This window comes from Burkholderia diffusa (assembly GCF_902499115.1).
GTDB lineage: Bacteria > Pseudomonadota > Gammaproteobacteria > Burkholderiales > Burkholderiaceae > Burkholderia > Burkholderia diffusa.
On record NZ_CABVPN010000005.1, the window covers coordinates 30,536 to 51,347 of the forward strand.

A 20,812-nucleotide genomic window follows, 5' to 3' on the forward strand; every position below is an offset into this window, starting at 1 on the left:
CGAGCATCACGCGCCCTTGATGCTGACGAGTCCGTTCAGCACCTGGTCGAGGCCGCCGAACACCGAGATGCGGTCGATCCGTTCCGCGACGCGCTCGAGCGTTTCCAGCTCCTTGAGCCGCAGCGCGGTCGGGTTCTCTTCCATCACCTTCGCGGTGTTCAGCAGCGAACGCGTCGCCGCCGTTTCCTCACGGCGTCGGATCACGTTCGCCTGCGCGGCCTTTTCGGCCTCGACCACCTGCGCGAGGATCGTCTTCATGTCGCCCGGCAGCACGATATCCTTCACGCCGACGCTGCGCACGTCCACGCCCGATTGCTCGAGTCGCGGGCGCACCTGGGCAATCACGATGTCGTCGATCACCTGCTTGTCCTCCAGCAGCTCGTCGAGCGAGCGCGTGCCGACCGCCGCGCGCAGCGCGAACTGCAGTTCGCGATACAGATGTTCGACCGGCTTCTGCAACTGGCCGAACGCATGCAGCACGTCCGCATAGCGCCACGTTGCCGACAGGTTCAGCCGCAGCGCGACCTTGTCGCGCGTCAGGATTTCCTGGCCGGCGACTTCGAGCGCCTGCAGGCGCAGGTCGACGAGCTCGACCGCGACATCGCGATTGAAGCGCCAGAACGCTGCGACACCCGCATCCAGCAGCCGTTCGATCTTGCCGTCGATCTTCAGCACACCGACGTGATACGCCGGCACCTGCGCGAGCAGCACGCCCGTCAGGCCCGCCACGCCGCGAGCACGCAGCGCCGGTTGCGCGATGCGCTTCGCGAGCGCGGCCGGCAGCATGCTGTCCTGCGCGAGGTCGACGCGCTCCAGCCGATGGGCGATGAGGCCGCGCCAGTACAGCCGGCGCGTGCCGGGCGGCAGGATCTCGACGAGCACGTCGTCTTCGTAACGCAGGCCCGCTTCGTCGTCGGCCAGATCCATCGCGACGAAGTGTTGCGCGAGCACGTCCTGTGCGTCGTGACGCAGGTAATCGGCCAATGCCGCGTCGGCGAGCGGCGCGTCGAGACGCGCGGTCTGCACCGACAGACGCTTGAACGGATCGAAGGCCTTGAACACGCCCGGTTCCAGCACCTTCACGAAATCGCCCTCATTCATCAGCAGCGCGCGTTCGTTCTTTTTCACCACATGACGCTTCCACATATTCTTGTCCTTTTCTTCAATGGCCGCCGGGCGACACGCATCGCACGGATCGGGGTGCGACGCGATCGGGCGGGCGGCGCGTGGGTCCGGCGCGGCTGCACGCGGCGACGCATCCTGCATCGCGTCGTCGAGCGCATTCGCGCGGGCCGTCCGGCCGCCCGGCCGATCGCGCGGAACCGCAACCGGTCCGACGCGCGGCGGGCCTGTCGGCCCGCACCGGCGGGTACTGCTTCTATCGACAGACCGTCCTTGCGGACGGGGTTCGGACGGGATTCGAACCCGCCACACACCGGCTCGCGCCGGCTGCTCCACCTGAATGAGCTTCCGAACAGTGGGCGCTCCGGGATTCGAACCCGGACAAGGCTGCCTCGCGCGCCCCTTTGCCTTCGTCTGTCCATGGCGGCATGCGCTGCCGCGACGAACCAGGTTCGGCGGCGGCGCACCAGCAGGGCTTTGTGAACCCTGGCTCGCGGGCCAGCGGGACATCCGGCGTCTTCTATTTAGCGAGGAGCGTGCCAGCGGGCGGGGCAGGCTGCGGGGAAGGCGATCAAGCCTTTGAAGAGAAAGGACAATTCATGATTTCCGATGATTGCGGAGGGAAGGCCGCCGTATCGCGTCGTCGCTGAGTTCCGATACAATCGGATCGTTTTTTATCCCATGAGATAAACATGCGCAAGACCGTCGCCATCGGCTTTCTCGGCACCGTGCTCGACCAGGGCGGCCGTGCGCCGCGCCGCTACCGCAAGTGGCGGCCGACGGTGTCGCTCTGCATGCAGCCGGACTTCGCGATCGACCGGCTCGAGTTGCTGCATCCGCCTGGCTACGCGCGCCTCGCCAATCAGGTGCGCGACGATCTTGCGAACCTGTCGCCGCATACCGAGGTGCGGCTCACGCCGGTCACGATCCACGACCCGTGGGATTTCGAGGAGGTCTACGCGACGCTGCACGACTTTGCGCGCGCCTATCCGTTCGACCTCGACCGCGAGGACTACCTGGTCCACATCACGACCGGCACGCACGTCGCGCAGATCTGCTGGTTCCTGCTGGCGGAGGCGCGCTACCTGCCCGCGCGCCTCGTGCAGACGGGGCCGCCGAAGCAGACCGACGAGGGGCCGAGCGGGCCGGGCACGGTGTCGGTGATCGATCTCGACCTGTCGCGCTACAACCGCATCGCACAGCGCTTCACGCGCGAGCGCGACGAGACGGTGTCGTTCCTGAAAGCGGGCATCGCGACGCGCAACGCGCGCTTCAACGAGTTGATCGAGCAACTGGAGCGCGTGGCCGTGCGCTCACGCGCGCCGATGCTGCTCGTCGGTCCGACGGGTGCCGGCAAGTCGTTTCTCGCGAAACGCGTGTACGAACTGAAGCGCGGCCGCCATCGGCTCGCGGGGCCGTTCATCGAGATCAACTGCGCGACGCTGCGCGGCGACGCGGCGATGTCGACGCTGTTCGGTCACGTGAAGGGCGCGTTCACCGGCGCGCAGTCCGCACGTGCGGGCTTGCTGCGCGCGGCGGACGGCGGCCTGCTGTTTCTCGACGAAATCGGCGAACTCGGGCTCGACGAGCAGGCGATGCTGCTGAAGGCGATCGAGGAGAAGCGCTTCCTGCCGGTCGGCGCGGACGTCGAGGTGGCCAGCGATTTCGAGCTGATCGCCGGCACGCACCGCGATTTGCGGCAGATGGTGGCGGCCGGCACGTTCCGCGAGGATCTGTATGCGCGGATCAATCTGTGGACGTACGACTTGCCGGGGTTGGCGCAACGGCGCGAGGACATCGAGCCGAACCTCGAATTCGAGCTCGATCGCTTCGGCCGCGAGCAGGGCGAGCAGGTGCGGTTCAACGTGGAAGCGAAGCGGCGCTATCTCGCGTTCGCGGCATCGCCGCGCGCGGCATGGGCCGGCAACTTCCGCGAGTTGTCCGCATCGGTCACGCGGATGGCGACGCTCGCCGATGCGGGGCGGATTACCGAGACGATTGCCGAGCAGGAGGTCGAGCGACTGACGCGCACGTGGTCGCAGCCGGGCGGCGCAAGTGCGTCGGACGGATGCGTCGACGCGGTATTCGGCGCGCGTGCGGCGGAACTCGACCTGTTCGACCGCGCGCAGCTCGAACGCGTGCTCGACGTGTGCCGTGCATCGGCGAGCTTGTCGGAGGCCGGCCGCGCGCTGTTCGCGGTGTCGCGGCAGAACAAGAAGCAGCCGAACGACGCGGACCGGTTGCGCAAGTATCTGGCGCGGTTCGGGCTCGATTGGGACGGCGTGCGGGACGCGCTGGGCGCGAGGTAGTCAGGCGGGCGGCGCATTCAACCGCTCATCCGCGGCAGGCCGTCGAGATCGCACGCGAGCCAGCCGGCCGCGCCGGCGCGCGCGTCAGCGCTGCTGGACCGCGACGCGCAGCCCGAGCGCGATGAAGATCGAGCCGATGATCTTCCCCTGCCAGCGCGTGAGCCACGCAAGCCGCTTCACGAGGCGACCGAGCGGGCGGATCGAACACGCGATCAGCGTCGTGTAGAGCGAGCTGAGCACGACGAAGATCAGCCCGAGCACCGCGAACTGCACGAACGTCGAGCCGCGTTCCGGATGCACGAACTGCGGCATGAACGCGAGGAAGAACAGCGCAGTCTTCGGGTTCAGGACTTCGGCGGGAATCGCCTGCAGGTACGCCTTCAGCGGCGTGACGGGCGACACCTTCGGCAGCGACGGATCGGACGGCCTGTCGAGCAGCGCGCGCACGCCGAGGTAGATCAGGTACGCGGCGCCGACCAGCTTCACGACGTTGAACGCGAGCGCCGACGTCATCAGCAGCGCCGACAGCCCGACGGCCGCGAACAGCGTATGCACGAAGTCGCCGCTCGCGACGCCGAGCCCGGTCAGGATGCCGGTCTTGCGGCCGCCCTGCACGGTGCGGCTCAGCACGAGCAGCACGGCGGGGCCGGGAATCAGGAACAGACCCAGTACGACGGCGGTGAAGGTGGTCAGCGTGGTCAGGTCGAACATGGCGGCTCCTGCAAGGTTGGCGCAGCGGCGAGGGATGATGCGGCGGCGCAAATTTCCCGATCATTCAGTGGTCGATTCGCCAGAATATCAGCGTTTCCGGCACCCATGCCCGCTCCGCCCGCCGCCCGTCACCCGCCAAGCTCCTCCGCCAGAAAATCCACAAAGGCCCGTATCCGCGCGGACATCTGATGCCGCTGCGCATACACCGCATAGATATCCGCGCTCGGGGTCTCGTAGTCCGGCAGCACGACGACGAGACGCCCGTCGGCCAGATAGTCGCGGATATCCCACTCGGCGCGCATCAGGATCCCGTGCCCGTCGAGCGCCCACTTCACCGCGATCTCGCCGTCGTTCGTCGTCAGGTTGCCGTTGATCCGCACGGCTTCCGTGTTGCGCGCCGCGCCGCGTCCGCTCGTCAGCCGCCAGACCCCGTAGCCTTCGTCGCCCTGCCGGATGCCGATGCAGTTGTGCCGCGTCAGCTCGTGCGGCGTGCCCGGTGTCCCGTGTCGCGCGATGTACGCGGGCGCCGCGCACAGCAGCCGCCGGTTCGGCGCGAGCCGCCGCGCGACGACGCGCGTATCGGGCGGCTCGCCGAACCGGATGCACACGTCGAACGCGTCGTCGGTGAGCGGCGGCGGCATCACCGACAACTGCAGCTGCACCGACACCTCCGGATAGCGCGCGACGAAGCGCGAGATCGCCGGGCCGACGTGGCTGCGTCCGAAGCCGAGCGTCGCGTTCACGCGCAGCAGCCCCTTCGGCCGCTGCTTCGCGCTGCCGAGCAGTTCGCCCAGCTCGTCCATCTGATCGAGGATCCGGCGCGCGTAGTCGAGATACACGTCGCCCTCGGGGGTCAGCATCATGCGCCGCGTCGTGCGGTTGACGAGCGTCACGCCCGCGCGCCGTTCCATCTGCGTGAGCCGCTTGCTGACGGCGGCCGCCGTCAATCCGAGTTCGCGCGCGGCCGCGCTCAGGCTGCCCGACGCGGCCAGCGTCGAGAAGAAGGCGAGATCGGCCGGCTGGACGGTATCCGTCATGACGGGATTCGTGAATTGAAGTTAAAGATGCTTTGAGTCTAGCACCGGTTCCCGCACTTCCAGTTGGGTAAAGTGCGTTCAAGCTCACGATCAATCGAGGATGTGGCATGAAGACCTACCGTATCGCGACCATTCCCGGCGACGGCATCGGCAAGGAAGTGGTGCCGGCCGGCAAGCAGGTGCTGGAAGCGCTGGCTCGCGGCAGCGACCGCTTTGCGTTCGAGTTCGAGGATTTCGACTGGGGCGCCGATTACTACCGCCGGCACGGCGTGATGATGCCGGCCGACGGCCTCGATGCGCTGCGCGGCAAGGACGCGATCCTGTTCGGCTCGGCGGGCGATCCCGACGTGCCCGATCACGTGACGCTGTGGGGCCTGCGCCTGAAGATCTGCCAGGGCTTCGACCAGTACGCGAACGTGCGCCCGACGCGCATCCTGCCCGGCATCGATGCGCCGCTGAAGCGCTGCGGGCCGGACGACCTGAACTGGGTGATCGTGCGCGAGAACTCGGAGGGCGAATACGCGGGCGTTGGCGGCCGCGTGCATCAGGGGCATCCGATCGAGGCCGCGACCGACGTGTCGATCCTCACGCGTGCCGGCGTCGAACGCATCATGCGCTTCGCATTCCGGCTTGCGCAGTCGCGTCCGCGCAAGCTGCTGACCGTCATCACGAAGAGCAACGCGCAGCGTCATGCGATGGTGATGTGGGACGAGATCGCGAAGCAGGTCGCGCAGGAATTCCCCGACGTCACGTGGGACAAGGAACTCGTCGATGCCGCGACCGCGCGCATGGTGAACCGCCCGGCGTCGCTCGACACGATCGTCGCGACCAACCTGCACGCGGACATCCTCAGCGATCTCGCCGCCGCGCTGGCCGGGAGCCTCGGCATCGCGCCGACCGGCAACATCGATCCCGAGCGTCGCTATCCGTCGATGTTCGAGCCGATCCACGGCTCCGCGTTCGACATCATGGGCAAGGGCCTCGCGAATCCGGTCGGCACGTTCTGGTCGGTCGTGATGCTGCTCGAGCATCTCGGTGAAACGGAAGCCGCGGCGCGCGTGATGCAGGCGATCGAGGCGGTGACGGCCGATCCGTCGCTGCATACGCGCGATCTCGGCGGCAGCGCGACGACCGCGCAGGTGACGGCGGCCGTCTGCGAGCGCGTCGCGCACGCGGCGGTCGCAGCCTGACGGCAGCACGGACTGCGCCGGCAGCGCGCGTGCGCAGCCGGCCGCCTTCCGTTCACCGCTCACCGGATTTTCCTGCCCGCGACTCGCGCATTCGACGTGAGCCGGGCGCCGGCGCACACGATTCGTCGTGACGCCGGCAAGCACCCACGGGGCTCGTGCGGACAGCGCGCGGCCCGACCTCGAAGGAGGAGACACATGCAAGCGGATCTGGAAACCCGCGTCGCGCGGAAACTGATGTGGCGCATCATTCCGTTCGTGATGCTGCTTTACTTCGTCAGCTTTCTCGATCGCGTCAACGTCGGCTTCGCGGCGATGACGATGAACAAGGCGATCGGCCTGTCGCCCACCGCGTTCGGACTCGGCGGCGGCCTGTTCTTCATCGGCTACTTTCTCTTCGAAGTGCCGAGCAACCTGATTCTCCATCGTGTCGGCGCCCGCATCTGGATCGCGCGCGTGATGATCACGTGGGGCATCGTGTCGGCGGTGTCCGCGTTCGCGGCCGGGCCGACGAGCTTCTACGTGCTGCGCTTCCTGCTCGGCGTTGCGGAAGCCGGTTTCTTTCCCGGCATCATCCTGTACCTGAGCCTGTGGTTTCCCGCGAAGCAGCGCGCAGTGGCCGCCGCGTGGTTCATGGCGGCCGCGCCGATCTCGACCGCGATCGGCTCGCCGCTGTCGGGCGCGATCATGCAGATGCCACCGATGTTCGGCCTCGCCGACTGGCAGATGCTCTACATCGTCGAGGCGCTGCCCGCGGTCGCGCTCGGCTTCGTCGTGCTGAAGTGCCTGACCGATGCGCCGTCGAAGGCCGCGTGGCTGCAGCCGGACGAGCGCGACTGGCTGATCGCGAAGCTGAAGTCCGAGGCCGACGCGCGGCACACGCATGCCGGACACACGGCCGGCGCGTTGCAGGCGCTGCGCGACCCGCGCGTGCTGGCGCTCGCGCTGATCTACTTCGGCACGTCGGCGGGCCTCTATACGCTCGGCCTGTGGGCGCCGCTGATGGTCAAGCAGTTCGGCTTCACCGCGTTGCAGACGGGCTTGCTGACCGGCATCCCGAGCATTGCCGCGGTGGTCGCGATGATCGGATGGGCACGACATTCGGATCGCACCGGCGAGCGCACCTGGCACGTCGTGATTCCGTGCGTGCTTGCCTGTATCGGCTTCGTGTTCGCGGGTCAGGCGAACACCGCGCTCCTGACCGTGCTCGCGCTGGTCGTCGTCAACATCGGGATCAGCGCCGCGAAGGCGCCGCTGTGGGCGATGCCGAGCGCGTTCCTGTCAGGCGCCGGCGCGGCCGCGGGGATCGCGATGATCAACTCGATCGGCAACCTCGGCGGGTTCGTCGGGCCATTCGCGATCGGCTGGCTCAAGCAGTTGACGGGCGGGTATGCGGCCGGGCTGTACCTGGTGGCGGGCACGCTCGCGGTGTCGGCGGTCGTCACGCTGCTGCTGAGTCGCAAGGGGGCGCGCGAGCAGGTTGTGTCGGGGGTGCGGCAGCATCATTGAGCGCGCGCATGCGAGCCGCGGCGAGTGCGCGAAAGCCGTGCGGCCGCTGATACACTCGGGCACACGGGCCGGCATTCACGCCGCGCCCGATATGGAGACGACGAGCCGCATGGAACCCATCACCGACGCATTCGCGCGGCACTTCGCGCAGGAATGGATCGACGCATGGAACGCGCACGATCTCGACCGCATCCTGTCGCACTACGATGACGCCTTCGTCATGCATTCGCCGATGATCGTGCGGATCGCGGGCGAGCCGAGCGGATGCCTGCATGGCAAGGCGGCGGTGCGCGCGTACTGGGCGAAGGCGCTGCAACTCATTCCGGACCTGCGTTTCGAGTTCATTGCGGTGCTGGCGGGCGTAGACAGCGTCGCCATTCACTATCGCGGCGCAAACGGACGCGGCGCGGTCGAGGTGTTCCGCTTCGGAGCCGGCAATCGCGTGAACGAGGCATTCGCCCACTACGCGGCGTGAGGCGGTGGTCGCGAATCGTTCGCCGGGGCGTTGCCGCTATGCGTGCGACGCGCGGACGCGTTGCGCAATTTCTCGCGCGCATGCATCTACCGATGCCTTCGACGTATCGATCACGCAATCGCTGAATGCGCGCGCCGCATACCCTTCCCGATACATCTCGGCGATACGTTGCCGCTCCCATTCCGTCAGCACCCGCGTGCCGCGATCCGACGCCGCGATCGCCTCGGGCGGCGCGAGCGTGACGACGATCAACCGTGCATCACGCGCATCGCAGGCCGCGCGCAGCCGTGCGAATTCGGCTTCGCCGATCGGATAGGCGATCACCAGATGACGTTCTCCGGCCTGCGCGATCTGCGTGACGAGGCGCTCCAGCGCGATCGCCCACTGCACGTCGAACGGTGCGTCTTCGGGGGCAGCGTGATCGTCGCCGTCGATGAAGCGCGCATCCGGCAGCACGCGGGCGAGCGCGCGACCGATCGTCGTCTTCCCGCTGTTGATCGGGCCGTTCAGGTGAATGACGGTGAGAGGCGGGTTTGCTGGAGGAATCATGAAGGCGTGCTGGATCGGAACGCCTGCATTGTGCCTCGACATGCAATCTGTTTGTAATGCCGAAGCGATTAGAAAAATTATTCGACGAAGCGCCCTAAAGAAACCTTGACCCCCGCCGTTACCCTTTCTCGGTAGCTCACCAAAGTATCACTCGAGCCGCACGACAATTGCCGGGCGGCGCTGCGCGCGTCCGATTACAGCTTCGACGCCTACGGTCAGGTCATCAAACAACAAGCATACGGCCGACTCGCGCGCAGCACCTTCACGCGCCACGTGCGACGGCTCGGCGAAAACGTTCCGTCAACAACAAAAAGCCACTCACTGCATGAAGAACTCATCCAAAGCCACCCTGTTCGGTTGCGGCCTGCTCGTGACGCTGCTGTCCGGCTGCGTCACGTTGCCGAACACCGACATGAAGCCCGAAGCACGTCAGAAGCTGCATTCGATCGCGATCCTCGAAGTCAACGAGCCGAAGCGTGTCGCGGTCGTCAATATCGGCGGCGCGGCGGGCGGGTTCGGCCTGATCGGCGCGCTCGCGCAAAGCGCCGTCAACGCGAGCCATACGAGCACCTATACGGATCACGTGGCGGCCGGCAAGATCGTGTTCGCGCCGGACATCGTGGACGGCGTCACGGGCCGCCTTACCAGCAACGGCTATCAGGTCGTGAAGCTGGACGGTCAGAAAGCGAAGCTCGCCGACGACGGCAAGTCGGACGACTACTCCGCGATCCAGACCGACGCGGATGCCATCATGAACGTATGGTTCACGTCGTTCGGCTATATCTCGCCGCCCAACCAGCCCGATTACATTCCGTGGGTGGTCGTCCGCGCGCGCATTCTCGACGCGAAGACGAAGCAGGACATCTATTTCAAGACGTTCGCGTGCGGCTACGACATCAAGTCGAACAGCGTCCACATCGACAGCGATTTCGCCTATACGTACGGCAGCTTCAGCGATCTCGAGAAGAATTTCGACAAGTCGGTGGAAGGGATCAAGTCGTGCGAGAAGTCGGTCGCGGATACGATCGGTCAGGATCTGGCACGCACGCCGGCGGCTGCGGCTGCGGCTGCGACGACGACTGCGGTTGCGACGACTGCGACTGCGACCGGGACGGCCACGGCATCGAAATGATCCTGATGCGACTGCAGGATCGTCGTGACGCGCGTTCCGAATCCGGCAGTGCTTGAAGAAAGGCGGGAGGGGAGTGCTGCATGCGGCCGGGCGGTTCTTACGCCGCCCGGCCGCTCGCGAAAACGGCTTGCTTACTCGCCGCTATCGCCCTTGATCTGCGGCAACGCCGACGATTCACCCGGCGTGAGCAAACCGACCTGCGTATAAACGCGCAGCTTGTCGCGCGTATCGGTGATGTCGAGGTTGCGCATCGTCAGCTGGCCGATCCGGTCGCGCGGCGAGAACGTCGACGCCACCTTCTCCATCGACAGGCGTTCCGGCTGATACGTGAGGTTCGGCGACTTCGTGCTCAGGATCGAGTAGTCGTTGCCGCGGCGCAGTTCGATCTTCACTTCGCCGGTGATCGCGCGCGCGACCCAGCGCTGCGCCGTTTCGCGCAGCATGATCGCCTGCGGGTCGAACCAGCGGCCCTGGTACAGCAGGCGGCCGAGACGGCGGCCGTTCTCGCGATACTGCTCGATCGTGTCTTCGTTGTGGATGCCGGTGACGAGACGCTCGTACGCGATGTACAGCAGCGCGAGGCCCGGGGCTTCATAGATGCCGCGGCTCTTCGCCTCGATGATGCGGTTCTCGATCTGGTCGCTCATGCCGAGGCCGTGGCGGCCGCCGATGCGGTTCGCTTCCAGCAGCAGTTCGACCGGGTCCTTGAACTCGACGCCGTTCAGCGCGACCGGCTGGCCTGCTTCGAAGCGCACCGTCACTTCCTCGGCGGCGATCTTCACGTCGTCGCGCCAGAACGCGACACCCATGATCGGGTTCACGATCTTGATGCCGCTCTCGAGGCTTTCCAGATCCTTCGCCTCGTGCGTCGCGCCGAGCAGGTTCGAGTCGGTCGAATACGCCTTCTCGGCCGACATCTTGTACGCGAAGCCGGCCTGGTTCATGAATTCGGACATTTCGGCGCGGCCGCCGAGTTCGTCGATGAACGTCTGGTCGAGCCACGGCTTGTAGATCTTCAGATCCGGGTTCACGAGCAGGCCGTAGCGGTAGAAACGCTCGATGTCGTTGCCCTTGTACGTGCTGCCGTCACCCCAGATGTTGACGCCGTCTTCCTTCATCGCGGCGACGAGCATCGTGCCCGTCACGGCGCGGCCGATCGGCGTCGTGTTGAAGTACGTGACGCCGGCCGTCGTGATGTGGAACGCGCCGCTTTGCAGCGCGGCGATGCCTTCGGCGACGAGCTGCGCACGGCAGTCGATCAGGCGGGCGCCGGCTGCGCCGTATTCGATCGCGCGTTTCGGGATCGCGTCGTAATCGTCTTCGTCGGGCTGGCCGAGGTTCGCCGTATATGCGTACGGGACGGCGCCCTTCAGTTTCATCCAGTGCAGCGCGGCGCTGGTGTCCAGGCCGCCGGAGAAGGCGATACCGACCTTCTGGCCGGTCGGGAGGCTTTCGAGAATCGTGCTCATAGGAATTACCGTGGATTGAAGCCGGTGGGATCGTATTTCGCGGAATATGCGAGTATCGGCTGTCCGGGAAGTTGGGGCAAGACCTGATTTTCGCGCCAATACCTCGTCGAGCCTGTCGCGGCGGGCCCGGCGGGCGGCGAATCAGGCGGAGAACGCCGCGCAAACCGGCGCCGAGCGGCGGCCGAAACGGTCGCGGCCGAGCGCCGTCGCGGGCCGTGCTTCCGGGGCCGGATCGGCTGAAGGGCGGGGCAGCCGCCGTCGGATGCGAGCCCGTTGCGACGAAAGGATTATGAAAGATTGACGCGCAAGGCCCGGAGCCCGCGACCTTCAGATATTCCACGCCTGCGCGGTATCGAGCAGTTTCTCACGCAACTGATCCACTTCGCCGGCCAGCTTGGCCGTGATCGACACGTAGCCCGACAACTGCGGCGGAGGCACGTCGTGCGGCGGCTCGGCCGGCCGGCGGCGCGCCGCGAGCCGGCTCGGCGTGCCGACCTTGAGCGCGCGGCTCGCGCCGACGAGCGTGTCGCGGATGCGCCGGTTCACGGCCTTCATTTCGTAGCGCATGTATTCGCGGGCAGTCACGTCGTCGCGGGCCGGCACCGTGCTCGACAGGATCTCCAGGTAGCCGATGCACAGGCGCAGGCTGCGCTGGATCGCTTCGAGGTGCGTGACCGAGATCTCGCATTCCTTCGACACCGACGGCATTAGCGAACGCAACTGCACCAGCAGCGCGCTCAGCGCGGCCATTTCCTTCAGGTGCGCGTCATCGCTCACGCGGCGGTCGCCCGCGAGCCGCGTATGCACGGCCGCGCACGCGCGCAGCGCATCGGCGAGCTTGTAGCGCCACGAGTAGGTCGCGTAGAGCGGCAGCGCGAACGAGAACGCCAGCGCGATCGCGATGCCGGCCAGGACGTTTACCGCGCGCCACAGGCCGTCGACGATCTCGTTGTCGCCATGTCCGGCGACGATCACCATCGTGATCGCCGACAGCAGCGCGATGTAGCCGGCCTTGCCGATCGCGTGATACGCGCAGAATCCGCACGCGATCGCCATCAGCAAGTAGATCGCGAACGGCGCGTGCAGCACGGAGTAGAGCAGGATCAGGCCGAGCCCCGCGAGCGCGCCGATCGACGTGCCGAGCGCGCGCTCGGCCGCCTTCTTGCGGATGTTCCCGTGGTGCTGCAGCCCGCCGACGACGATCAGCACGGTGATCGTCGACCATTCGCCGTGCGGCACGCGCAGCCCGGTGGACAAGGCGATCGACACGAGGATCGCAAGCGCGACGCGCGCCGCATGGATCAGCTTCGCGTGCCGGTAGCGGCGGTAAGGGTCCAGCAGGGGACGGAGGGCGTGGCGCAGGAGCGGCGGCAGTCGGGCAGGAAGCTGGGCGTTCATGACGGAGCGGAGATGGCCGGCGGGGTGGCCGGAATACGCGCGGGCGGCCCGCGCGGGCCGGCGCCGCGCCGCACGCGCAGCTGACGTAACGCTAGCCGAACGCGCGCGGGCTGTCCACGGCGACGCGGTGCGGGCGCCGCCGGCCGTCGCATCACGCGTCGGCGGTGTTCGCCTCGGCGTTCGATACGCGATTGCGTCCGCCGGACTTCGCGCGGTACAGCGCCTCGTCGGCCTGCCGCAGCAGCGTCGCGGCGTCGATGCGCCCGCCGGCGGCGGTCGCGGCGCCGATGCTCGCTGTCACGTGCCCGTACGGGCTGCGGCCGTGCGCGATGTCGAGCCCGGCGATCGCGCGGCGGATCCCTTCGGCGACGGTCGCCGCGCCTCGCGCATCGGTGTCCGGCAGCGTGACGACGAATTCCTCGCCGCCGTAGCGCGCGACGTGGTCGCTGTTGCGGCGCAGGCAGCGCGACGCCGATTGCGCGACGCGGCGCAGCACATCGTCGCCGGCGAGGTGGCCGTAGTAGTCGTTGAACGCCTTGAAATGATCGACGTCGACGAACAGCACCGACAGCGGGCGGCCGCTGCGCGACGCGCGCAGCGCTTCCTTCGCGAGCACCGTGTCGAACGTGCCGCGGTTGTCGAGCCCGGTCAGTGAATCGGTGTGCGCGAGCCGGTACAGCTTCGACTCGGCGATCTGCCGGCGCTTGAGTTCGCGCGACAGCGCGAGCGAGCCCCACGCGATGAACACGGTAAACAGGGCCATCAGCACGGCGGTCCAGATCGTGCGATGGCGCCACGACGCGTAGATGTCGATCTCGGCGGGCGCGACGTCGACGACCAGCGGCAGATTCGCGAGATGCTTGTAAACATAGATGCGCCGCACGCCGTCGATCGCGCCGACGCCCGTCAACGCGCCTTCGCTGCTGCGCTGCGCCTCGATGAAGAGCGGGGCGTTGTGAAGGTCGAGGCCGACCACGCGCGCATCGAACGGCAGGCGGGACACGAGCGCGCCGTTGTCCTCGACGATCGCCGCGCTGCCGTGCTTGCCGACCGCGAGACCGTCGAGCAGCGCGCGGAAGTAGTCGATGCTGAGCGTGCCGACGACGATCCCTCCGAAGCGGCCATCGGCCAGCGTGATCCGTCGGCTCAGCGCGATCGTCAATGCGCCGCCGCGCAGGCGGGACGCATAGGGCCGGCTGATGAAGAGGCCCTGCGCGAGCCGGTCGCGATGCACGGCGAAATATTCGCGGTCGGCGAAATTGCCCTGTCGCGGCGGCGATTCGGCCGAATCGATCACGATATTGCCGTGCGGATCCATCACGAAAATGGCGCCGAGATACGCGCCGCTCGCGGCGCGGTCGAACAGCAGCCGGTGACGCTGGTGCGGCGGCAAAGCCATCAGTTCCGGATCGGCGAGGCCGTCGACGACGTTTTGCAGCGACAGATCATACAGTTCGATATTGCGGGAAATATCGCGCTCGATCAGCAGCATCAGGTTGCGCGCATTTTCGACCGCATGATCGTATGCGTCGTGGCGTGCCTCGATTAAAAGCGACGTCGAGAGTCCCCAGCTGAACAGGAGCAGCATGATGCCCGCGACGAGTACGCCGCGGGGCGACAGAATGCGTGCCACGGCCGACGCGGTATGACGGCGCGCCGTGGCGAGCGGCGTGTGTGGCTTCATCCTCGGGGGTGGGCGGCGGGAATTTGCGTCGTAGACGATTCCGCGCAGTGATTAATTCGCATTAATCGGCATTATCTCGCGAATCCCGGAATTTCGCCGCGTGATGCAAAACATGCATGCGCCGATCGCGATTCGGAACGATTACACACCATTACTGTGAGCCGGGTGTCAGTTTGATTTGAATCAATTGCGAGTGGCCGGTATTTTGTCTGATTATTGGCGGCGCTTGCGGATCGATTTGTCGTTTTAATACAGGATCGGGCGATTGCGCCGGAACGATTACGCCTTGCACGGTTCGCCATCGCGGATGACCACTCGAATGGCATGACCTGTACCGCGCAACCCGCAGCCGTGCCGCCGTCTCGTCGCCCCGCCGTGTCCAACTTGTTGATTCTGCTGCGTCTGCATGCGGCGGCGGGGCGTTCGGCGCTCAGCTGCCCCCGCGGCGAATCAGGTAGAATCCGCGCTTCGCCGCAGGCGCCCGGCGCGCAACGCGTATCGGGGCCGCATCGAATGCATCGCAGCAGGCGGCGCGCCGCGCCCCGATCCCGCATGCGCCGGCTCCGGATGCCGGCCCGCTCAACGTTCGTCTCGTTTATGTCCGCAATTCCGAATTCCGACCAACCCGGTTCGTCCGCGAACCCACCCAAGCTTCATCGCGCGCTGAAGGCGCGCCATCTGACGATGATCGCCATCGGCGGCTCGATCGGCACGGGCCTGTTCGTCGCGTCCGGCGCGTCGATCTCGCAGGCCGGCCCTGGCGGCGCGATGGTCGCTTACATGCTGATCGGCCTGATGGTCTACTTCCTGATGACGAGCCTCGGCGAAATGGCTGCGTTCATGCCGGTGTCGGGCTCGTTCGCGACCTACGGCGCGAAATACGTCGACGAAGGCTTCGGCTTCGCGCTCGGCTGGAACTACTGGTACAACTGGGCCGTGACGATCGCGGTCGAACTCGTCGCCGCGCAGCTCGTGATGCACTACTGGTTCCCGGACGTGCCGGGCGTCTGGTGGAGTGCCGCGTTCCTCGGCGTGATGTTCCTGCTCAATGCGCTGACCGTGCGCGGCTTCGGAGAAGCCGAATACTGGTTCGCGCTGATCAAGGTCGTCACCGTGGTTGCGTTCATCGGCGTCGGCCTGCTGATGATCTTCGGCATTCTGAAAGGTGCGCCGGGCAACGGCTGGGGCAACCTGATGATCGGCGACGCGCCGTTCGCGGGCGGCCTGCCGGCGCTGATGGGCGTCGCGATGATCGCGGGCTTCTCGTTCCAGGGCACCGAGCTGATCGGCGTCGCGGCCGGCGAATCGGAGAACCCGCGCACGACGATCCCGCGCGCCGTGCGTCAGGTGTTCTGGCGCATCCTGCTGTTCTACGTGCTGGCGATCTTCGTGATCGGCGTGCTGATTCCCTATACCGATCCGAACCTGCTGAAGAGCGACGTGACCGACATCGGCGTGAGTCCGTTTACGCTCGTGTTCCGCCACGCGGGCCTCGCGTTCGCGGCCGGCGTGATGAACGCGGTGATCCTGACGGCCGTGCTGTCGGCCGGCAACTCGGGCATGTACGCGTCGACGCGGATGCTCTACAACCTCGCGACGGAAGGCCGCGCGCCGAAGCTGTTCGCGAAGCTGTCGCCGGGCGGCGTGCCGCGCAACGCGCTGTACGCGACGACCGCCGTCGGCGCGCTGTGTTTCTTTACGTCGCTGTACGGCGACAAGACGGTGTACCTGTGGCTGCTGAACACGTCGGGGATGACGGGTTTCATCGCGTGGCTCGGCATCGCGATCAGCCACTACCGGTTCCGCAAGGGCTACGTGACGCAAGGCTACGCGGTCGACCAGCTGCCGTACCAGTCGAAGTGGTTCCCGTTCGGCCCGCTGTTCGCGTTCGTGCTGTGTCTCGTGATCGCGCTCGGCCAGGACTATCAGGCGTTTCTCGCGAACCGGATCGACTGGGCGGGTGTGGCCGCGACCTACGTCGGCATTCCGCTGTTCCTCGTCGTGTGGCTCGGCTACCGGCTCCTGAACAAGAGCCGCTTCGTGCGTTACGAGGACATGGAGATCGCACCGTGGGTCGCCGCGAGCCGCGGCGCGCAGCTGCAGCGCGTGGAGAACCGCGAAACCGCGGGCTGATGCCGGCGCGGCACGCGGCCGCGCGATGGCGCAACGAAACGGGAAGCCGCACGCTTCCCGTTTTTTTTGTCCGCTTTCCCCTGCACGGGGTCAAAGCCGGTTATATTGCCCGACCCTACCGGGCCACACGGCCCGGCCGGCGCGACGAGCGCGGCGCGGATCGGGCATCCGGCGCGTGCCTCTCGCGGCGGCCGGCGGCGCCCGGCGTTTCCATCGTTCCGCCGCGCCGGCACGGCCCGCGGAGCGCGCAACCCAGAGGAATCCATGAGTGCATCACCCGCCGAGCGGAAGGCCGGACCCGTTTCCATCGTGCGAATCGAAGCCGCGATCAACGCGTGGCGCGAAGTGTATCCGCCGGCGCCGGACGGCGAGGACGGCTACGCGCTCGACGCCGGCAGCAACTGCCTGGCCGAGCTGTACGGCGCGATGATCTGCTATCGGCTGCCGGACGTGCCGCTCGACTCGTTGAGCGACGCGCAGCGCGATGCGCTGTACGCGACCGAGGCGTGATGCGCGGTCGAGACGCTGCCGCGACGCGGCGTCGATGAAGAAACGGGAAGCCTGGCGGCTTCCCGTTTTGCTTTGCGCGGTGCCGGACGCGAGGGCGGCACGACGCTGCTCGCGCCGGTTTCGGCGCGGGCTGAGGTATCGTCATGGCATCGGGATCGGGCGATCACGGGACGACCGGCTCGGCACGCGTCTGCGCGCGGCCGAATGAACGTCCGTTGCCGGTCCGGGAGGGATCGAAAAATGGAGTTGAGACATCTCCGCTACTTCGTCGCGGTTGCCGAGGAGCGGAATTTCACGCGTGCGGCCGAGCGCCTGCACATCGCGCAGCCGCCGCTCAGCCGGCAGATCCAGCAGCTCGAGGAGGCGCTCGGCGTGCCGCTGTTCGAGCGCAACGCGCGGCCGCTGAAGCTGACCGACGCGGGGCGGTTCTTCTATTCGCACGCGGTGCAGCTGCTCGCGCAGACGACCGAGCTCGAATCGATGACGAAGCGGGTCGGCAAGATCGAGCGCAGCATGTCGGTCGGGTTCGTCGGTTCGACGCTGTACGGGATGCTGCCGAAGATCATCCGGCGCTTTCGCAGCGAGTATCCGGCCGTCGAGCTGAGCCTGCACGAGATGTCGACGATGGACCAGATCAAGGCGCTGAAGGAAGGGCGCATCGACGTCGGGTTCGGGCGCATCCGTCACGAGGATCCGAGCGTGCGGCGCGTCGTGCTGCGCGAGGAGCGGATGATCGTCGCGCTGCCGGTCGGTCACGTGCTCGACGGCGCGAAGCCCGTGCTGTCGCTGCACGATCTCGTGAACGACACGCTGATCATCTTCCCGAAGGCGCCGCGGCCCAGCTATGCGGACCAGGTGCTCGCCGCCTTTCACGATCGCGCGTTGCAGCCGCGCAAGATCTACGAGACGCGCGAACTGCAGATCGCGCTCGGACTCGTCGCGATGGGCGAGGGCGTGTCGGTCGTGCCGCACAGCGTGTACGGCCTGAAGCGCGACGATATCAGCTACAAGCCGCTCGACGACCCGAACCTCGTGTCGCCGATCATCATGAGCATGCGGATGCTCGACGAATCGGAGGACATCCGCGCGATGCAGGCGCTGATCTACCGGCTGTACGACGAAGCGCAGATGGAGTATCTGCCGCCGCAGCCCGAATGAGCGTGCAGGCGGTGGGGCCTTGCTTGACGCCGCGCGGGTCGCCGGGCCACCATCGTCGGCATTCGATGCGGCCCGCCCGCGTGCGGCCGCCTTCATGCAGACGACGACACACATGACTGAAATCGTGACCGAGGAGACCTGGGTCGAGACGCCGCAAGGGCGTCTCTTCGCGAAGCGCTGGCGCGGCGTGCCCGCGCGGGCACCGGCCGCACCTACGCCCGTCGCACCTGAGCCGGCCGCACCTGCGCCGGTCGCACCGATCGTGCTGCTGCACGATTCGCTCGGCTGCGTCGAACTATGGCGCGACTTCCCCGCGCAACTCGCGCGCGCCACCCGGCGCGACGTGATCGCATACGACCGGCTGGGCTTCGGGCGGTCCGATCGTCATCCGGGGCAACTCGGCATGACGTTCGTGCGCGACGAGGCCGATCACGGATTCCATGCGCTGCTCGAGCGGTTCGGTATCGATGCGTTCGTGGCGTTCGGGCACAGCGTCGGCGGCGGCATGGCGGTCGGATGCGCGGCGGCGTATCCGGCGCGTTGCCGCGCACTGGTGACGGTCTCAGCGCAGGCGTTCGTCGAGGATCGCACGCGCGACGGCATTCGCGAGGCGGGGCAGCAGTTCGACGCGCCCGGCCAGCTCGACCGGCTCGCGCGTTATCACGGCGACAAGGCCGAATGGGTGCTGCGTGCGTGGGTCGACACGTGGTTGTCGCCGGCGTTTCGCGACTGGAGTCTCGACGACGAACTGCCGCGCGTGCATTGCGCGACGCTCGCGATTCACGGCGAGCAGGACGAATACGGGTCGGACGTGCATCCGAAACGGATCGCCGCGCGCGTCGCGGGGCCGTCGTCGTTCCTGCTGCTCGACGGATGCGGACACATGCCGCATCGCGAGCGGACCGACGACGTACTCGCGGCCGTGGCGACGTTCCTGCGCGACGCGCTCGCCTGAACGCCCGGGCGCGGGCGTGCGATGCAACCGGCGGGCCCGGCCCGCCGGTGCTCAGAACGACAGCTGGATTGCGAGGTCGACGGCGAGAATCGCGATCGAGCAGCCGATGCCGAGAACCACGTTCGGCAGCCGGTGTTCGAAGTCGCGATTGTCACGGCGCATCGCGGCACCGAGCAGGAAGACCGCCTCGACGACGATCTGCAGCCCGACGAACAGCAGCATCAGCAGATACTCGTAACCCATCTGCTTGAACACGGCGAATTGCATCCCGTGATCGCGGATCCATTGGCCGACGCGCAGCAGTTCGTAGACGAACAGCAAGGCGGGAAACAGGTAGCTGATGAAATACGTCGGCGCGGTGGCGTGCCGTAGTTCGAGGTGGAAGTGCGGATGCGTGGTAGCCATCAGGAAGCCCTCCTTGCAACGCATGATTGCGGTCGCGACGGCGGCGCGACGACGTGCGGACTAAGGGATTGCCCGAGGCATCGTGCGCGGTCGTACGGCACCAGCATACTGCTGCGCGGGAAATTTGGCATCCCGTCCGTGCGATCGTTGTAAAAATCCCTCCGCATCACGCGATGCCTTCAACGGTCGCCGCTCGCGGTGCGCGGTGTGTCCGCCGGCTGCGTGTCGCCGGCAGTGCCGGGCACCTGCCGTTCCCGATGGCGTTCCGGATCGCCGGCCGGCGCGCGGTGCGCTCGACGTGCGCGCGAATGGCGTGAGCGCGGTGCACGTCCGATGCGGACGCACCTTCCCGGCCGTGCGTCGCCTGCGCGGGCGCTCACGCTTTCGCGTGCGCGCCTTCGACGAACAGCTTCGCGACCGACCGGAATTCCCGCTTCAGCGACAACCCCGGCACGGTCAGCCAGCGCAGCATCGCCGCGAGATACAGGTGATGGAACCACGTGGCGAGCTGGTCGGCGGCTAGCGCCGGGTTCAGTTCGCCCGCCTGCTGTCCGGCCGCGATCAGCTGCTGCCACACGAGCGCGATGTCGCCGCCGCCATTCTCCCCGCTTTCCGCTTGCGCCACGCCGATGCTCAGGAACCGATGCCGCAGGTATGCGAGCAGATACACCGGATGCTGTTCGCACCATGCGGCCGACGCGTCGAGCACGCAGGCGATCCGCGACGCGAAGGTCTTCCGTCGCGCGACGTCGCGCTGCAGGTGCGCGAGGTCGCGCGCGAGTTCGCCTTCGAGCCAGTGCGCGAGCACGGCCTCCTTCGTCGGAAAGTGGTTGTACAGCGTACGTTTCGCGACATCGGCCTGCGCGGCGATCTGTTCCATCGTCACTGCGTCGTAGCCGTGCGCATCGAACAGGCGTGCGCCGGTGTCGGCGAGATGCGCGAGCATCTGGATGCGCTTGCGTGCGCGGCGCCCCGGATCGTCGGTCGTCGTTGGCATGGTTCGGTATCGACTGAAAGTGCACGAATTGCATTAGTATACGACGTGCATTTTTATGAATCCACTCGCCTG

At 67.1% G+C, this 20,812-nt stretch carries 18 protein-coding genes; 9 read left to right on the forward strand and 9 right to left on the reverse strand.

Annotated elements, in window-relative coordinates; translation table 11 throughout:
* Positions 1-6 precede the first annotated feature (6 nt).
* Positions 7-1,146 (reverse strand): slipin family protein, encoded by a 1,140-nt coding sequence (locus tag BTE28158_RS06460; protein ID WP_151048421.1) that lies wholly within the window; start codon positions 1,144-1,146, stop codon positions 7-9.
* A gap of 668 nt (positions 1,147-1,814) precedes the next feature.
* Between BTE28158_RS06460 and rtcR the strand changes: the two genes are divergently transcribed.
* Positions 1,815-3,431: an RNA repair transcriptional activator RtcR gene (gene rtcR, locus BTE28158_RS06465; RefSeq protein WP_151048422.1), complete on the forward strand. Its 1,617-nt coding sequence runs from the start codon at positions 1,815-1,817 to the stop codon at positions 3,429-3,431.
* An 84-nt stretch (positions 3,432-3,515) separates the two neighbouring features.
* Here rtcR and BTE28158_RS06470 read toward each other — a convergent pair whose 3' ends face one another.
* Both BTE28158_RS06470 and BTE28158_RS06475 read right to left on the reverse strand, forming a co-directional pair.
* A complete protein-coding gene (locus BTE28158_RS06470; RefSeq protein ID WP_059531846.1) occupies positions 3,516-4,142 on the reverse strand; it encodes a LysE family translocator in 627 nt (208 codons plus the stop codon).
* Positions 4,143-4,270: 128 nt separating this feature from the next.
* Positions 4,271-5,179, reverse strand: a complete 909-nt coding sequence (locus BTE28158_RS06475) for a LysR family transcriptional regulator (protein WP_124620967.1) — start codon at positions 5,177-5,179, stop codon at positions 4,271-4,273.
* Positions 5,180-5,286: 107 nt separating this feature from the next.
* Between BTE28158_RS06475 and BTE28158_RS06480 the strand changes: the two genes are divergently transcribed.
* The 3 genes from BTE28158_RS06480 (at position 5,287) to BTE28158_RS06490 (ending at position 8,350) form a co-directional block, all read left to right on the forward strand.
* Positions 5,287-6,369, forward strand: a complete 1,083-nt coding sequence (locus BTE28158_RS06480; protein ID WP_151048423.1) for a tartrate dehydrogenase — start codon at positions 5,287-5,289, stop codon at positions 6,367-6,369.
* A 195-nt stretch (positions 6,370-6,564) separates the two neighbouring features.
* Positions 6,565-7,875, forward strand: coding sequence for an MFS transporter (locus BTE28158_RS06485; protein ID WP_151048424.1), 1,311 nt, complete (start codon positions 6,565-6,567; stop codon positions 7,873-7,875).
* A 109-nt stretch (positions 7,876-7,984) separates the two neighbouring features.
* Positions 7,985-8,350 carry a nuclear transport factor 2 family protein gene (locus BTE28158_RS06490; RefSeq protein ID WP_059601423.1) on the forward strand — a complete coding sequence of 122 codons (366 nt, stop codon included), beginning with the start codon at positions 7,985-7,987 and terminating at the stop codon, positions 8,348-8,350.
* A 36-nt stretch (positions 8,351-8,386) separates the two neighbouring features.
* Here BTE28158_RS06490 and BTE28158_RS06495 read toward each other — a convergent pair whose 3' ends face one another.
* Positions 8,387-8,899, reverse strand: a complete 513-nt coding sequence (locus BTE28158_RS06495; protein ID WP_151048425.1) for a nucleoside/nucleotide kinase family protein — start codon at positions 8,897-8,899, stop codon at positions 8,387-8,389.
* Between the two features lie 325 nt (positions 8,900-9,224).
* Here BTE28158_RS06495 and BTE28158_RS06500 point away from each other — a divergent pair, with 325 nt between their 5' ends.
* The gene (locus BTE28158_RS06500) at positions 9,225-10,031 is read left to right on the forward strand and encodes a hypothetical protein (protein WP_151048426.1); all 807 of its coding nucleotides are present in this window, start codon (positions 9,225-9,227) and stop codon (positions 10,029-10,031) included.
* 131 nt (positions 10,032-10,162) lie between these two features.
* Here the strand turns inward: BTE28158_RS06500 and argG are convergent, their stop codons facing one another.
* The 3 genes from argG to BTE28158_RS06515 all read right to left on the reverse strand — a co-directional run bounded on the left by argG (position 10,163) and on the right by BTE28158_RS06515 (position 14,582).
* Positions 10,163-11,500: an argininosuccinate synthase gene (argG, locus tag BTE28158_RS06505; RefSeq protein ID WP_059601426.1), complete on the reverse strand. Its 1,338-nt coding sequence runs from the start codon at positions 11,498-11,500 to the stop codon at positions 10,163-10,165.
* A 327-nt stretch (positions 11,501-11,827) separates the two neighbouring features.
* The gene (locus BTE28158_RS06510) at positions 11,828-12,898 is read right to left on the reverse strand and encodes an FUSC family protein (protein ID WP_151048427.1); all 1,071 of its coding nucleotides are present in this window, start codon (positions 12,896-12,898) and stop codon (positions 11,828-11,830) included.
* 151 nt (positions 12,899-13,049) lie between these two features.
* Positions 13,050-14,582, reverse strand: a complete 1,533-nt coding sequence (locus BTE28158_RS06515; RefSeq protein WP_151052483.1) for a GGDEF domain-containing protein — start codon at positions 14,580-14,582, stop codon at positions 13,050-13,052.
* A 597-nt stretch (positions 14,583-15,179) separates the two neighbouring features.
* Between BTE28158_RS06515 and BTE28158_RS06520 the strand changes: the two genes are divergently transcribed.
* From BTE28158_RS06520 to BTE28158_RS06535, 4 genes are all read left to right on the forward strand, one after another.
* Entirely contained in the window at positions 15,180-16,715 is a 1,536-nt protein-coding gene (locus tag BTE28158_RS06520) for an amino acid permease (protein ID WP_151052481.1), read from the forward strand.
* A gap of 264 nt (positions 16,716-16,979) precedes the next feature.
* The gene (locus BTE28158_RS06525; protein WP_006761486.1) at positions 16,980-17,225 is read left to right on the forward strand and encodes a DUF3717 domain-containing protein; all 246 of its coding nucleotides are present in this window, start codon (positions 16,980-16,982) and stop codon (positions 17,223-17,225) included.
* A 240-nt stretch (positions 17,226-17,465) separates the two neighbouring features.
* The gene (locus BTE28158_RS06530) at positions 17,466-18,383 is read left to right on the forward strand and encodes a LysR family transcriptional regulator (protein ID WP_059601436.1); all 918 of its coding nucleotides are present in this window, start codon (positions 17,466-17,468) and stop codon (positions 18,381-18,383) included.
* A 112-nt stretch (positions 18,384-18,495) separates the two neighbouring features.
* Positions 18,496-19,338, forward strand: a complete 843-nt coding sequence (locus BTE28158_RS06535; RefSeq protein ID WP_151051639.1) for an alpha/beta fold hydrolase — start codon at positions 18,496-18,498, stop codon at positions 19,336-19,338.
* Positions 19,339-19,389: 51 nt separating this feature from the next.
* On the opposite strand, the gene BTE28158_RS06540 is transcribed toward BTE28158_RS06535, so the two are convergent.
* Both BTE28158_RS06540 and BTE28158_RS06545 read right to left on the reverse strand, forming a co-directional pair.
* The gene (locus BTE28158_RS06540) at positions 19,390-19,743 is read right to left on the reverse strand and encodes a hypothetical protein (protein WP_059601439.1); all 354 of its coding nucleotides are present in this window, start codon (positions 19,741-19,743) and stop codon (positions 19,390-19,392) included.
* A 376-nt stretch (positions 19,744-20,119) separates the two neighbouring features.
* Entirely contained in the window at positions 20,120-20,740 is a 621-nt protein-coding gene (locus tag BTE28158_RS06545) for a TetR/AcrR family transcriptional regulator (protein WP_151051641.1), read from the reverse strand.
* Positions 20,741-20,812: the final 72 nt, after the last annotated feature.

What these genes read in the sequence shown, in the direction of transcription:
- BTE28158_RS06460 (WP_151048421.1), bottom strand. Translation starts at nt 1,146, where the DNA reads ATGTGGAAGCGTCATGTGGTGAAAAAGAACGAACGCGCGCTGCTGATG.
- rtcR (WP_151048422.1), top strand. Translation starts at nt 1,815, where the DNA reads ATGCGCAAGACCGTCGCCATCGGCTTTCTCGGCACCGTGCTCGACCAG.
- BTE28158_RS06470 (WP_059531846.1), bottom strand. Translation starts at nt 4,142, where the DNA reads ATGTTCGACCTGACCACGCTGACCACCTTCACCGCCGTCGTACTGGGT.
- BTE28158_RS06475 (WP_124620967.1), bottom strand. Translation starts at nt 5,179, where the DNA reads ATGACGGATACCGTCCAGCCGGCCGATCTCGCCTTCTTCTCGACGCTG.
- BTE28158_RS06480 (WP_151048423.1), top strand. Translation starts at nt 5,287, where the DNA reads ATGAAGACCTACCGTATCGCGACCATTCCCGGCGACGGCATCGGCAAG.
- BTE28158_RS06485 (WP_151048424.1), top strand. Translation starts at nt 6,565, where the DNA reads ATGCAAGCGGATCTGGAAACCCGCGTCGCGCGGAAACTGATGTGGCGC.
- BTE28158_RS06490 (WP_059601423.1), top strand. Translation starts at nt 7,985, where the DNA reads ATGGAACCCATCACCGACGCATTCGCGCGGCACTTCGCGCAGGAATGG.
- BTE28158_RS06495 (WP_151048425.1), bottom strand. Translation starts at nt 8,899, where the DNA reads ATGATTCCTCCAGCAAACCCGCCTCTCACCGTCATTCACCTGAACGGC.
- BTE28158_RS06500 (WP_151048426.1), top strand. Translation starts at nt 9,225, where the DNA reads ATGAAGAACTCATCCAAAGCCACCCTGTTCGGTTGCGGCCTGCTCGTG.
- argG (WP_059601426.1), bottom strand. Translation starts at nt 11,500, where the DNA reads ATGAGCACGATTCTCGAAAGCCTCCCGACCGGCCAGAAGGTCGGTATC.
- BTE28158_RS06510 (WP_151048427.1), bottom strand. Translation starts at nt 12,898, where the DNA reads ATGAACGCCCAGCTTCCTGCCCGACTGCCGCCGCTCCTGCGCCACGCC.
- BTE28158_RS06515 (WP_151052483.1), bottom strand. Translation starts at nt 14,582, where the DNA reads ATGAAGCCACACACGCCGCTCGCCACGGCGCGCCGTCATACCGCGTCG.
- BTE28158_RS06520 (WP_151052481.1), top strand. Translation starts at nt 15,180, where the DNA reads ATGTCCGCAATTCCGAATTCCGACCAACCCGGTTCGTCCGCGAACCCA.
- BTE28158_RS06525 (WP_006761486.1), top strand. Translation starts at nt 16,980, where the DNA reads ATGAGTGCATCACCCGCCGAGCGGAAGGCCGGACCCGTTTCCATCGTG.
- BTE28158_RS06530 (WP_059601436.1), top strand. Translation starts at nt 17,466, where the DNA reads ATGGAGTTGAGACATCTCCGCTACTTCGTCGCGGTTGCCGAGGAGCGG.
- BTE28158_RS06535 (WP_151051639.1), top strand. Translation starts at nt 18,496, where the DNA reads ATGACTGAAATCGTGACCGAGGAGACCTGGGTCGAGACGCCGCAAGGG.
- BTE28158_RS06540 (WP_059601439.1), bottom strand. Translation starts at nt 19,743, where the DNA reads ATGGCTACCACGCATCCGCACTTCCACCTCGAACTACGGCACGCCACC.
- BTE28158_RS06545 (WP_151051641.1), bottom strand. Translation starts at nt 20,740, where the DNA reads ATGCCAACGACGACCGACGATCCGGGGCGCCGCGCACGCAAGCGCATC.